11 protein-coding genes are annotated in these 13,096 nt (G+C 66.4%); 3 read left to right on the forward strand and 8 right to left on the reverse strand.

Annotated elements, in window-relative coordinates:
- Positions 1-350 precede the first annotated feature (350 nt).
- From AB0B91_RS41360 to AB0B91_RS41385, 6 genes are all read right to left on the reverse strand, one after another.
- A complete protein-coding gene (locus AB0B91_RS41360) occupies positions 351-2,915 on the reverse strand; it encodes a valine--tRNA ligase (protein WP_358332277.1) in 2,565 nt (854 codons plus the stop codon).
- Between the two features lie 82 nt (positions 2,916-2,997).
- Positions 2,998-4,281, reverse strand: coding sequence for an ATP-dependent Clp protease ATP-binding subunit ClpX (gene clpX / locus AB0B91_RS41365; protein ID WP_358332280.1), 1,284 nt, complete (start codon positions 4,279-4,281; stop codon positions 2,998-3,000).
- Positions 4,282-4,455: 174 nt separating this feature from the next.
- Complete coding sequence (locus tag AB0B91_RS41370) at positions 4,456-5,079, reverse strand: ATP-dependent Clp protease proteolytic subunit (protein ID WP_214637437.1); 624 nt, start codon at positions 5,077-5,079, stop codon at positions 4,456-4,458.
- A 10-nt stretch (positions 5,080-5,089) separates the two neighbouring features.
- Entirely contained in the window at positions 5,090-5,722 is a 633-nt protein-coding gene (locus tag AB0B91_RS41375) for an ATP-dependent Clp protease proteolytic subunit (RefSeq protein WP_358332908.1), read from the reverse strand.
- Between the two features lie 174 nt (positions 5,723-5,896).
- The gene (gene tig / locus AB0B91_RS41380) at positions 5,897-7,279 is read right to left on the reverse strand and encodes a trigger factor (protein WP_358332283.1); all 1,383 of its coding nucleotides are present in this window, start codon (positions 7,277-7,279) and stop codon (positions 5,897-5,899) included.
- A 170-nt stretch (positions 7,280-7,449) separates the two neighbouring features.
- Positions 7,450-8,316, reverse strand: coding sequence for a helix-turn-helix transcriptional regulator (locus tag AB0B91_RS41385; protein WP_358332286.1), 867 nt, complete (start codon positions 8,314-8,316; stop codon positions 7,450-7,452).
- Between the two features lie 248 nt (positions 8,317-8,564).
- Between AB0B91_RS41385 and AB0B91_RS41390 the strand changes: the two genes are divergently transcribed.
- The gene (locus AB0B91_RS41390; RefSeq protein ID WP_246654869.1) at positions 8,565-9,026 is read left to right on the forward strand and encodes an ATP-binding protein; all 462 of its coding nucleotides are present in this window, start codon (positions 8,565-8,567) and stop codon (positions 9,024-9,026) included.
- Between the two features lie 158 nt (positions 9,027-9,184).
- The gene (locus AB0B91_RS41395; protein WP_358332289.1) at positions 9,185-10,006 is read left to right on the forward strand and encodes a M48 family metalloprotease; all 822 of its coding nucleotides are present in this window, start codon (positions 9,185-9,187) and stop codon (positions 10,004-10,006) included.
- A gap of 3 nt (positions 10,007-10,009) precedes the next feature.
- Here AB0B91_RS41395 and AB0B91_RS41400 read toward each other — a convergent pair whose 3' ends face one another.
- Both AB0B91_RS41400 and AB0B91_RS41405 read right to left on the reverse strand, forming a co-directional pair.
- Positions 10,010-11,365: a M1 family metallopeptidase gene (locus tag AB0B91_RS41400; RefSeq protein WP_358332292.1), complete on the reverse strand. Its 1,356-nt coding sequence runs from the start codon at positions 11,363-11,365 to the stop codon at positions 10,010-10,012.
- 416 nt (positions 11,366-11,781) lie between these two features.
- Positions 11,782-12,558: a hypothetical protein gene (locus AB0B91_RS41405; protein WP_358332295.1), complete on the reverse strand. Its 777-nt coding sequence runs from the start codon at positions 12,556-12,558 to the stop codon at positions 11,782-11,784.
- A gap of 7 nt (positions 12,559-12,565) precedes the next feature.
- Here AB0B91_RS41405 and AB0B91_RS41410 point away from each other — a divergent pair, with 7 nt between their 5' ends.
- Complete coding sequence (locus AB0B91_RS41410) at positions 12,566-13,060, forward strand: hypothetical protein (protein ID WP_358332298.1); 495 nt, start codon at positions 12,566-12,568, stop codon at positions 13,058-13,060.
- The last annotated feature ends 36 nt before the right edge of the window (positions 13,061-13,096 follow it).

Below are 13,096 nucleotides of genomic sequence, written 5' to 3' on the forward strand. Positions count from 1 at the left end.
ATGGACATGACGGGGTTGTGCATCATGCACTGGCTTTTAACACACTGTTGAGTTCTCAAGAAACGGACGCGTACTCCCCAACCTGCGAGAGGCGCACATTTCGCTTTACCCATTTTACCAGATTTGGGCGATTCTTGTCAAATCGTCCGGATCCGGTTCGTTCCGGGGCAACCCTCTAAACTTACCCGAACTTCTCGTCCGTGTCCAATCGCATGCGGACACAGCCTGAAGCTCGGAAGTGATCAGAGAGTTTGGCAGGACCACTGCCCTGCGTTGAAGACTCTAGCAGCCCCAGCGCGGGGGAAGACCCAACTTCGGTAACGAATAGGTCTTCCCCCGGTGTGTCTCGCTCAAACCACCAAGCCGGCGAGCTGGCTCTCGAGCCGCGCGATGTCGGCCGCCGACTGCTCCGCACGCCCTCTGACCTTAGCGACCACGTCCTCGGGCGCCTTGGCCATGAACTGCTCGTTGCCCAGCTTGGCCGTGGCCTGGGCCGCCTCCTTACGGGCGACCGCCAGATCTTTCTCCAGCCGCTTGCGCTCGGCCACCACATCGATGGCGCCCGCGGTGTCGATCTCCACGGTCACCCCGCCCACGGTGAAGCGGGCGGTGGCTGAAAAGGCGTCAGACGGCTCGGTCAGCCGCAGGAGCGAGCGAATAGCCCCTTCCTGCCCCGTAAGAGCCGTGCCGACCAGCCCGAGCCGCGCGGCCACCTTCTGGCCGGGCTTCAGCCCCTGATCCGAACGGAACCGCCGAACCTCCGTCACCAGCTCCTGCAGCGCGACGATCTCCGCCTCGGCCACCGGATCGGTACGGCCGGAGTCGACCTGCGGCCACGATGCCACGACGACCGACTCGCCACCCGTGACGGCCCGCCACAGCTCCTCGGTGACGAACGGCACCAGCGGGTGCATCAGCCGCAGCAGCGTGTCGAGCACGTGGCCCAGCACGAGCCGCGTATGCTCCAGCCCCTCACCGAGCTGGATCTTGGCCAGCTCCAGATACCAGTCGCAGACCTCGTCCCACGCGAAGTGGTAGAGCAGATCGGACGCCTTGGCGAACTCGAACTCCTCGAAGGCCGCGTCGGCCGAGGAGATCACGCTCTGCAGCCGCGACAGGATCCATCGGTCCGCCGCCGTCAGGTCGAGCCCGTCGAGAGAGCCGGTGGCCGCGCCGTTCATCAGCGCGAAGCGCGTGGCGTTCCAGATCTTGTTACAGAAGTTGCGCGAGCCGGCCGCCCATTCCTCGCTCACCGCGACGTCGGCGCCGGGGTTCGCGCCGCGCAGCAGGGTGAAGCGGGTGGCGTCGGCGCCGAAGCGCTCGATCCAGTCGAGCGGGTCGACGACGTTGCCGAACGACTTGGACATCTTCTTGCCGTACTGGTCGCGGACCATGCCGTGCAGCGCCACCACGCGGAACGGCGGCTCGCCGTCCATGGCGTACAGGCCGAACATCATCATCCGCGCGACCCAGAAGAACAAGATGTCGTAGCCCGTGACCAGCACGGACGTCGGGTAGAAGCGCTCAAGCTCCGGCGTCGCGTCGGGCCAGCCCAGCGTGGAGAACGGCCACAGCCCTGAGGAGAACCAGGTGTCGAGCACGTCGGAGTCCTGGACGTAACCGGCGGGCGGGTCCTGGTCGGGGCCCACGCACACGACCTCGCCGGCCGGGCCGTACCAGACCGGGATGCGATGCCCCCACCAGAGCTGGCGCGAGATGCACCAGTCGTGCATGTCGTCGACCCAGTCGAAGTAGCGCTTGGCCAGCTCGGGCGGGTGGATGCGGGTGCGTCCGTCGCGCACCGCGTCACCGGCGGCCTTGGCCAGCGGCGAGACGTTGACGAACCACTGCAGCGACAGCCTCGGCTCCACCACGGTCTTGCAGCGCGAGCAGTGGCCGACCGAGTGGACGTACGGGCGCTTCTCGGCGACGATCCTGCCCTCGGCGCGGAGCGCGGCGACCACGGCGGGTCGCGCCTCGAACCGGTCGAGTCCCTCGAACGGCCCATGCGCGGTGATCACGCCGCGCTCGTCCATGATGGTCAGCGACGGCAGCGAATGGCGCCGGCCGATCTCGAAGTCGTTGGGGTCGTGGGCCGGCGTCACCTTGACCGCGCCGGTGCCGAAGGCCGGGTCGACGTGCTCGTCGGCGACAACCGGGATCTGACGGCCGGTGAGCGGCACCTCGACGAGCGTGCCGATCAGATGGGCGTAGCGCTCGTCCGAGGGGTGCACGGCCACGGCGGTGTCGCCGAGCATGGTCTCCGCGCGGGTGGTCGCCACCACGATCTCGTCGGAGTAGCGGATGGAGACGAGCTCGCCGTCGTCCTCGCTGTGCTCCACCTCGATGTCGGACAGCGCGGTGAGGCAGCGGGGGCACCAGTTGATGATGCGTTCGGCCCGGTAGATCAGCCCGTCGTCGAACAGCCGCTTGAAGATCGTTTGGACGGCCCGCGAGAGCCCCGTGTCCATGGTGAAGCGCTCGCGCGACCAGTCGACGCCGTCGCCGAGCTTGCGCATCTGGCCGAGGATCCGGCCACCGGACTCCTCCTTCCACTGCCAGACCCGCTCCACGAACTCCTCACGCCCGAGGTCGTGGCGCGACAGGCCCTGCTTGGCCAGCTCACGCTCGACGACGTTCTGGGTGGCGATGCCCGCGTGGTCCATGCCGGGCAGCCACAGCGTCTCGCGCCCCTGCATGCGGGCCCGGCGGGTGAGCGCGTCCTGGATGGAGTGGTCGAGCGCGTGCCCGATGTGCAGGACGCCGGTCACGTTCGGCGGGGGAAGGACGATGCTGTACGGCACGCGCGGGCTGCCCGGGTCGGCGTGGAAGAAACCTCCGGTTACCCAGCGCTCGTAGCTCCGGGTTTCGACGTCGGCCGGGGTGTACTGGGTAGGCAGCTCTGGCGTTGTCACAGTGACCAATTCTAGGGAAGGAGGAAAGCGAAACGCCCCGGGGAGTGGTACTCCGCGGGGCGCTTGGCCGAAAGGGAAAGGATCAGGCGGACTTTTCCCGCGGTGTGCGCTGCTGCTTCGCAGCGAGCTGGTCGCGGGGTACGAGCGTCGGGATGGCGTGTTCGAGCACCGACTCGCGGGTGATCACCACGCGTGCGACGTCCTGGCGCGACGGCACCTCGTACATCACCGACTGGAGCACCTCTTCGAGGATGGCGCGCAGACCGCGGGCGCCGGTGCCGCGCAGGATCGCCTGGTCGGCGATGGCCTCGAGCGCGCCGTCGGTGAACTCCAGCTCCACGCCGTCGAGCTCCAGCAGCTTGCGGTACTGCTTGACCAGCGCGTTGCGGGGCTCGGTGAGGATCTGGATGAGCGCCTCACGGTCGAGGTTGTGCACCGAGGTGATGACCGGCAGACGACCGACGAACTCGGGGATCATGCCGAACTTCAGCAGGTCCTCGGGCATCACGTCGGAGAAGATGTCGATCATGTCGACTTCTTCCTTCGACCGGATGATGGCGTTGAAGCCGATGCCCTTCTTGCCGATGCGCGACTCGATGATCTTTTCCAGACCGGCGAAGGCACCGCCACAGATGAACAGCACGTTCGTCGTGTCGATCTGGATGAACTCCTGGTGGGGGTGCTTGCGCCCGCCCTGCGGCGGCACGCTCGCGGTCGTGCCCTCCAGGATCTTGAGCAGCGCCTGCTGGACGCCCTCACCGGAGACGTCGCGCGTGATCGACGGGTTTTCGCTCTTGCGAGCGATCTTGTCGACCTCGTCGATGTAGATGATGCCGGTCTCGGCCTTCTTGACGTCGTAGTCAGCGGCCTGGATGAGCTTGAGGAGGATGTTCTCGACGTCCTCGCCTACGTATCCGGCCTCGGTGAGCGCCGTGGCGTCGGCGATGGCGAAGGGCACGTTGAGCATCTTCGCCAGCGTCTGTGCGAGCAGTGTCTTGCCCGAGCCCGTGGGGCCCAGCAGCAGGATGTTGCTCTTGGCCAGCTCAAGACCGTCGTCTCTACCTCGGTCGCCGGACTGCACCCGCTTGTAGTGGTTGTAGACCGCCACCGAGAGCGCCTTCTTCGCCTTGTCCTGACCGATGACGTAGGCGTCGAGGAACTCGTAGATCTCCCTCGGCTTGGGCAGGTTGTCCCACTTGAGCTCAGAGGACTCGGAGAGCTCCTCCTCGATGATCTCGTTGCAGAGGTCAATGCACTCATCGCAGATGTAGACGCCTGGACCGGCAATGAGCTTCTTGACTTGCTTCTGACTCTTCCCGCAGAAAGAGCACTTCAGCAGGTCTCCCCCGTCGCCGATGCGTGCCACCCCAGATACTCCTTTGCGTGGGACCGCCCTGCTCCCGCGATCCGTATCTACCGGACCGGGTCCGAACCGCTCAGGTTTCGACGTTACCGTCTTCTGGGCCCTCAGTGAGCCCCCTGGCGGCGAGTCGCACCGGAACGTGCCCTATTGGGCAGCGCTCCGGTGCGTCACATCTCATCAGGAAGCGACGGCCTGAGCTCGTTTCTTCCTCGACGGGATGATGTCGTCGATCAGACCATACGCCTTTGCCTCGTCCGCGTTGAGAATTTTGTCGCGTTCGATGTCCTTTCGGACTTCCGCAGGGCGCTTTCCGGAGTGCTTCGCCACGATCTCCTCCAGGAGGGAGCGCATGCGAAGGATCTCGCGGGCCTGGATCTCGATGTCGCTTCCCTGGCCGCCACCCTCGGTGGAGGGCTGGTGGATGAGCACCCTGGCGTTGGGAAGCGCGAACCGCTTGCCCGGGGTGCCACCGGCCAGCAGCACGGCCGCCGCGGAGGCGGCCTGGCCCAGGCAGACGGTCTGGATCTCCGGCCGGACGAACTGCATCGTGTCGTAAATCGCCGTCATGGCGGTGAAAGAACCGCCCGGCGAGTTGATGTAGATGCTGATGTCACGGTCGGGGTCGAGCGACTCCAGCGTCAGCAGCTGGGCCATCACGTCGTTGGCCGACGCGTCGTCGATCTGCACTCCGAGGAAGATGATGCGGTCCTCGAAGAGCTTGTTGTACGGGTTCATCTCCTTCACGCCATAGGACGTGCGTTCGACGAAGGAGGGGAGAACGTACCGGCTTTCGATGTTCACTTCAACTCCCCTAGGAGACGGCGCCTTGCGAGGGCACCTGCCTCGCGCTGCGCACGACTTGGTCGATGAAGCCGTAGTCCTTGGCCTCTTCGGCCGTGAACCAGCGGTCTCGATCGGAGTCGGACTCGATCTGGTCGAGCGACTGCCCCGTGTGGAACGCGATCCGCTCGGCCAGGGTCTTCTTCACATAGAGCATCTGCTCGGCCTGGATGGCGATGTCGGCGGCGGTGCCGCCGATGCCGCCGGACGGCTGGTGCATCATGATGCGCGCGTGCGGCAGTGCGTGGCGCTTGCCTCTCGCGCCCGCCGACAGCAGGAACTGCCCCATGGAGGCGGCCAGCCCCATGGCGACCGTGGCCACGTCGTTGGGCACATATTCCATCATGTCGTAGATGGCCATGCCGGCTGTCACCGACCCGCCAGGCGAGTTGATGTAGAGCCAGATGTCACGGTCCGGATCGTCGGCCGCGAGCAGCAACAGCTCGGCACAGATCCGGTTGGCGATCTCGTCGTTCACCTCCTGCCCGAGCACGATGATGCGCTCGCGCAGCAGGCGCTGGTAAAGCTGGTCCTCAAGCCGGAAGGACGAGCCGTTCTCACGGCCTCGCGACTCAGGCTGATAGAAGGTCGGCGGGCTGGTCACAGCGTCACCTTCCGATGCGTCGTAATCGATTGGCTTTGCCTGTGACCCTAACGCGCGGGGCACACAGGTCATGCCCCGTCTGCCTACTGTTCGCTGACGGCGCAGGTAAGGGCGCGCCGAGCAGCGCGAAGCCCCCGAACCATCCGGATCGGGGGCTTGGTGCCGTTTCTGTGGCTAGGCGTCGGCCTTCTCCTCGGCCGACTCGTCGGCGGGCTCCTCTTCGGCCTCCGCGCCGTTGAGCTCGGTGTAGATGGCCTTGAGGTCCACCTCGTTGCCCTCGGAGTCGACCACCTTGGCGGCGTCACCGACGACGGACTTGGCCTTGTCACGGACGATCTCGACCATGGCCAGCGTGAGCTGGTCGTTGTCGGCCAGGTGCTGGGCCAGCTGGTTGGGCTGGACGCCCATCTCCATGGCCCGGCGGACGACGAAGTTGGTCAGCTCCTGCTCGGAGACGCCCAGCTCCTCGCTCTTGACGATCTTGTCAAGGACGAACCCCACCTTGATGGCCTTGGCGGAGCTGCTGTCGAACTCGGCGAAGCGCTCCTCCTCGGTCGTCTGGTAGAGGCGGAAGAAGGCGTCGCGGCTCAGCCCGCTCTCGGCGATCTGGTGCTCGAGGTTGTGCTTGCGAGCGTCGACCTCGGCCTTGAGCGCGCTGTCGGGAATAGGCATCTCGATCTTCTCGAGCAGCGCGTCGACAGCCTTCTCACGGGCCTGGACGACCTGGTCGACCAGCTTGTTGCGGCGGGCCTGCTCGCGGATGCTGTCCTTCAGCTCGCCGAGCGTGTCGAACTCGCTCGCCAGCTGGGCGAACTCGTCGTCGAGCTCGGGCAGGACCTTCTCCTTGACCGTCTTGACGGTGATGATGACGTCGGCTTCCTCACCGGCGTTCTCACCGCCGACCAGCTCGGTCTTGAAGCTCTTCTCCTCGCCCGCGGACATGCCCACGAGCGCGTCGTCGAGGCCCTGCAGCACGGAGCCGGCGCCGACCTCGTAAGAGACCTCGTTGGCCTGCTGCTCCTCGATGTTGGCGCCGTCGATCTCGGCGCGCAGGTCCATCACGACGAAGTCGCCGGCGGCCGCGGGGCGCTCGACACCGGTCAGCGTGGCGAAGCGCTGGCGCAGCGCGTCGAGCTGGCTGTCGATGTCCTCGTCGGCGACCTCGGCGGAGTCGACGGTGATCTCGACGCCCGCGTAGTCGGGTACGTCGAAGCTGGGCCGGACGTCCACCTCGGCGGTGAACTCGACCTGCTCGCCGTCCTCGATCTTGGTGATCTCGATGTCAGGCTGGCTGACCGGGAAGACGTCGACCTCGTCGACGGCCTGGCCGTACAGCTTGGGCACCGCGTCGTTGAGGGTCTCCTCCAGCACCACCGCGCGGCCGAAGCGCTGCTCGATGATGCGGGCCGGAACCTTGCCAGGGCGGAACCCGGGGACGCGCACCTGCTGCGCGACCTTCTTGTACGCCGCATCCAGGCTCGGGCGCAGCTCTTCGAACGGCACCTCGACAGTGAGCTTCACCCTGGTCGGGCTGAGCTCCTCGACAGCGGTCTTCACGGGGTGGTCTCCTTGATCAAGCTTCGAGTGATCGCGGGCGCGTCCAGATTTGGTACGGCTCACGCGCCGCGCCCACATGAGCGGCGCTGGGCATGCTCCGCCTTGGCGGGATCCAAGCGCCGTTCGCCAGTCTAGGGTAGATGCGTACCCAACGACGACGAGACGACCCGTCAGAACTCCTCGGCGATCACCCGCAGCAGTTCGATGGTCTCATCGGGCGTCGTGCTGACGGCGCAGAGTCGCTCCATCACCTCGGTGTAGCGGTCGACGTCCTCGCGTTTGTCCAGGTAGAGAGCGCTGGCGAGTTGCTCGACGTACACCACGTCCGGCAGGTCCTGATCGGGGAAGCGCAGGACGGTGAACGCCCCGCCCTCGGCACTGTGGCCACCGAAGCTGAACGGCATGACCTGGATGGTGATGTTGGGCTGGCGCATCAGGTCGATGAGGTGTTCGAGCTGGGCCCGCATCACCTCGGCGCCGCCGATGGGGCGGCGCAGCGCGGCCTCGTCGATGACCGCCCAGAAGACCGGGCCGTCGGGCCTGTCGAACATGCGCTGGCGTTCGAGCCGGAGATCCACCCGGCGGGAGATCTCCTCCGCACCGATGCCGGCCGAGCCCGCCGTGACCACCGCCCGGGCGTATTCCTTGGTCTGTAAGAGGCCGGGGACGAACTGAACCTCGTAGGTCCTGATCCTGGCCGCTGCCTCCTCGAGGCCGACGTACGCCTGGAACCACGTGGGCAGGATGTCGTTGAACCGGTGCCACCAACCGGGCTCGTTCGCCGTGGCCACCAGATCGAGTACGGCTGCGCGTGCCTGGTTGTCCACGACCCCGTAAAGAGTCAGCAAATCGGCCACGTCGCGCTCCTTGAAGCCGACGCGACCCAGCTCCATGCGGCTGATCTTGGATTCGGACCCCCTGATGAGGTGGCCCGCTTCCTCGCGAGTAACGCCTTTCCCCTCCCTGAGCCTGCGCAGCTGGGAGCCCAGGAGGATGCGCAGCGCCGTAGGGCCGGAACCCGGCTGGTTCTGCGTCACTCTGCCTCCTATCAAGGTCCGCACACACAGTGACACCACATTGCCGCGTATGACAAGGTCTCAACCTGGTGTCCGAATTGGATACCCCTACCGGTAACCGCCCATGCGGCTGCACATTGCACATGCACGTGCATTTGGGTCTTGCAGCGACCGGGAGTCGTGTCCCATGATGGCCTAGTGCATATTGGGCCAAACATGCACGAACCCAGAAGCAATCGGGAGGTATCGGCGGGATGGTGGAGGACCCCTTGGCCACTGCCGATTGCCTGCAGATCACCCGTGAGGTGGGGTTCGACAGCCTGTTGAGCGCCGGGAAGCCGTACACGACCTCGTGTCCGCTGCCCTTCCAGGCCGACTCGGTGAAGACCGCCAGGGACGTGACGCGCTCCACGTTACGCGGGTGGGGTCTGCCGGAACTGGGCGATGACGCCGCACTGGTCGTGTCCGAACTGGTCACGAACGCGGTCAGGTACGCGATGTACGCCAGAGGCCGGCGGGAGATCCAGCTGCTGCTGATGCGGGTCGTCCCCCACGTGCTGCTGGCCGTGGCCGACCCGAGCGACGAGATCCCCACCCCCAAGGAGCCCGACTTCATCTCCGAGAACGGTCGCGGCCTTTACATCGTCGAGACCTACAGCCAGTGCTGGGGCTGGGACCCGCTGGCTCGGGGTGGCAAAGCTGTGTGGGCCCTCTTCCGTACCGAGGCCTGATTTATTACCCTTTCTTGAAGTGAAGGGGAGTACCTCCGAACACGCCTGATCGTCATGACGGCCCGCTCGGCCCGGTCAGGCGGGCCCTGTGTGGCGAGGGAGACCTTCCGGCCCGTCGTCGTCGGCTGGAGGTTCCGAAGGTGCGCATGCTCATCCCTATGGCCCTGCTCGTGGCCATCTACTCGGCTGTTCTGGCCGGTCTCGTGCTGATAGAGGTTCCAGTCCTGTACGTCGCCCTCGGAGCCGTCCTCGTCCTGCTCGTGCAGTGGTGGTCCACTGAGGCCATGGCGCGGCGGATGACCAGGGCCCGGTACGTCACGGCCGAGCAGGAGCCGGAGCTGCACGCCGTACTCGATCGGCTCTGCGCCTTGAGCGATGTGGCCAAGCCGCGGCTGGCGATCAGCCCGTCGCCCGCCCCGAACGCCTACACGGTCGGCCGCTCACGGCGCAGCTCGACGATCATCGTCACCGAGGGGCTGCGCGCCCGCCTGGAGCCGGGTGAGCTGACCGCGGTGCTCGCGCACGAGATCGCGCACATCCGGCACAAGGACGTGGCGGTGATGACGCTGGCGAGCTCGTTCGCGATCGCGCTGGCGACGTTCGCCAAGGGCACCGGGCGGGTTGCGGTGGAGGCTCCGGGGTTGTTCCTGGAGGAGTTCCCCTTTGGGCTGTTCATCGGGCTGGCGATGCTGGCGGGTGGTGCCGCCGCGGGGCTGGCCAGCTTCATCGCGCACCTGCCGCTGCGCTGGCTCAGCCGCTCCAGGGAACTGGCCGCCGACCGCGCCGCCGCCGACCTGCTCGGCCAGCCGGGCCTGCTCGCCTCGGCGCTGCTCAAGGTGCACGAGGAGGACGGCATCCCCCTCACGGACCTGCGGCGCGGAGTGCCCGCGTTGGGGTTGGTGGCCGGCCGTACGAAGAAGGGCCGCCTGATGGCCACGCACCCGCACGTGCACGTACGGGTGCGACGGCTCATGGGCTAGCCCTTACGATGTCGCCGGCGTCGTCGGCGAGTCGAGCCAGTCGTCGATCAGGGCGGTGAAATCTTCCCCTGTCTTGTTGTTCAGCCACGACACGAACGACGCCCGGTCCTGCGTGGTCCCCTTGTGCTCCTGCACCCACGCTCGCAGCGTCGCGAAGAACCGCTTGTCCCCGAGCTGCTTGCGGATCTCGTGCAGCATCAGCGCGGGACCGTAATACACGTTGCTCGCCCCGAACATGTCCGACTTGTAGTGCCCAGGCGGCCCCGCCATCTTGCGCAGCTGCCCGTCGACCGCCCGAGCGTCGCTGAGATAGCTCTCCAGCTTCTTGGACCCGTGGTCGCCGGCCCACTGCCACTCGAAGTACATCGCGAAGCCCTCGTTCAGCCACACGTCCCGCCAGGTCCGGGGCGTGACCGCGTCACCGAACCACTGGTGCGCCATCTCGTGCGCGACCACATTGGGCGTGAGGAAGTCAGGGGCCAGCGTCACCATCTGCTGGGTCTCCATCCCCGAGTCGCTGGTGACGACCACACCCGCGCTGGAGAAGGGGTATGGCCCCAGCCGCTTCTCCAGCCAGCGCAGGATGGCCGGCGTCTGCCGTACGACGGGAAGGTATTGCGAGTGGTCGCCCTTGCGGAGCCAGTACGTGATCGGGATCCCGCGCGGCCCCTTGTCGTTGAAGCGATCGTAGTGATCGATGGTGAGCAGCGTGACGTAGCTGGCCACCGACTCGGTCGACCGCCAGCGGTAGGTGTTCCCCTTCCGGCCCTGGAACCGCCCGTGCGCCACGGCCGCCCACCCGCGCGGAACCGTGACCGCCACGTCGTAGCGCGCCTCGTCGGACGGCTGGTCGTTCACCGGGAACCAGGTGAAGGCCCCGTACGGCTCCTGCAACGCCCACGCCGACCCGTCGCCCGCCGAGCGGAACCCGAGCGTGCTCGTGTCGGAGCGGTACTGCCCGGTGCGTACGGGCTTGGGAGTGCCGTGATAGCGGACGGCCACCTGGACCCGCTTGCCCGCCGCCATCGGGGAACGCAACGGGATCACCAGGTCGTCACCCGGATGCCGGGCCTTGACCTGCTTACCCGCGACCGTCACCTCGTCCACCTGCAACGCGTGGCCGAAGTCGAGCGCGATCTTGTCGATCTTCTTGACGGCTCTGACGGTGAGCAGGGCCTTACCGGTGAGCAACCGCTTGGACGGCTTCCAGTCCAGCTCCAGCCCGTAGTGGAGGACGTCGATCGCGGGACTGCCGTAGGCGGGGTAGACGGGGTCCGCCACCGGCTCCGAGCGCCCCTTGTCGGGCGCGCCCGGCGCGGCTACCGCCGCGGCGAGTAAGAGGGAAATGATCGAATTCACCGCGCCAAGGTAGTACGTCGTGGTTTGTCGCGATACCGCGCAACTACACGCGGAGGGCACCGATCAGCTGACACCGAGGAACGGCTGTCGTCCTCGTGACCCCACACGTACACGTCCGGCCTCCCCTCGCAAACCCGCGGAAGCCGGGGGTAAAGGCTACGGAATTTGGTAGATCTTTCTACATAGTTCACGTTATATAGCTTTTAGGACAGAGCAGCTGACCTGGCCTTTTACTCATAGATGATCTCTTAGTCATCTCTTGAGTGACACTTGACCTGCGCAAATGGCAAGGTACCCTCGCCCTACCACAGGCTTCCGGTTTAGCCACATCAGTCCTTAATCATCACTTGTGTCAGGATCTGCATGGGTAAATCCGGCCTAGTCCGGGAGATCCACATTTCCATGACATCAGAGATTCAGAAGTTCATCGACGCGGCCTTCAAGTCGACCTCGTGGTACCAGACCACCGAGGCACAACCCGGCCCCCACCGGCCCCAAGAGCAACCCGCCGACCGAACCTCCGAGGCACGATCCGTCACCCACGTCCCCCAGGAACAACCGGGCCCCCGGTCCACCGACGCGCAGATCACCGACGACCAACCCGGCCACCGGACGCCCGACGAGCGGTCCAGCAGCGACGAGGGCCAGCAGCAGTGGCCCGACCACCACGCTGACCCGACCGCTCCCCAGTCGACCTCCGACGCACCATCAGCCACACCCACCTCGACATCCGACGCGCCTTCGACCACAGCTACTCCACGGCCCACGTCAGACACACCGACTGCCACTCCCACCTCCGATACGCCTTCCTCCACGCCCACCACCACTCCGTCGGATTCGTCATCAACTACCCCAACCCCAACCCCCACCCCCACAACATCCGACTCGTCCTCCCCCACAGACACCTCCACGGCACCGGGCTCGCCCTCGCCCACGAATACCGCCACGACGTCGGACTCACCGTCAGCCGCGGCCACCTCCGAAGCCGAACCGACCGCCACCTCCACTGAAGCGGCGACCACCACTTCGTCCACGCCCACGCCAACCACGACCCCTACAACCGAGCTCGCCATCGCGGAGGACACCGCTGCCACGCCGACGGCGTCCAGCACCACGCCAGGAGCCCTCCCCACGCACCTCAACGCCGCGGTCACCAGCCCCTTGTCGAGCTTGTCCACTCCAACGGTGATCACCTCGGCCGTGGTAGTCGTAGCGGCCCTGCTGGTCGTGTTCATGATGCTGGTGGCCAAGTCCCGCCGCGGGACCCGCTTGGCCACCGCCGGATACGCGGAACCCATCCCAGCGGTCTCCCCCCACTCCAGCACTCCCGAGCCCGACGAGGGCGACCAGTGGAGGCTGCAACTCCTGGAAGCCCTCGAGGCCGCCGCCCGCGACGAACAGGAAAGTGCCCTACCCGGCGCGCTCTACGGACAGGAGAACCCGCGGTCCGAGCCCAGTTCGCCCGTACCCTTCTCCGGAACGGACCCCCAGGAGTCCGCCGCCTGGACTCCGCCATTCAAGCCCTTCAGTCCCCCTGACCCCCCGGAGACCTCTCCGTTCAACCCCTTCGCCCAGGCCGAGAGCGACCCCGACTCGGAGTACCACGGACGCAGCCGGCGCAGCGAACACCCCGACACCGATGAGGGTCTCGACGACGACACCCCGCCGGGAGACACCGCTCACTCCACCCCGTAGTCGGCGACGAAGGCGGCGAGCCGGGACACCGCATCC

Source organism: Nonomuraea sp. NPDC049141, from assembly GCF_040648415.1.
In the GTDB taxonomy this organism is placed as follows: Bacteria; Actinomycetota; Actinomycetes; order Streptosporangiales; family Streptosporangiaceae; genus Nonomuraea.

Bases quoted from the DNA above. Each gene is read 5' to 3' on its own strand.
- AB0B91_RS41395 (WP_358332289.1), top strand. From the start codon at position 9,185: ATGGCCCTGCTCGTGGCCATCTACTCGGCTGTTCTGGCCGGTCTCGTG.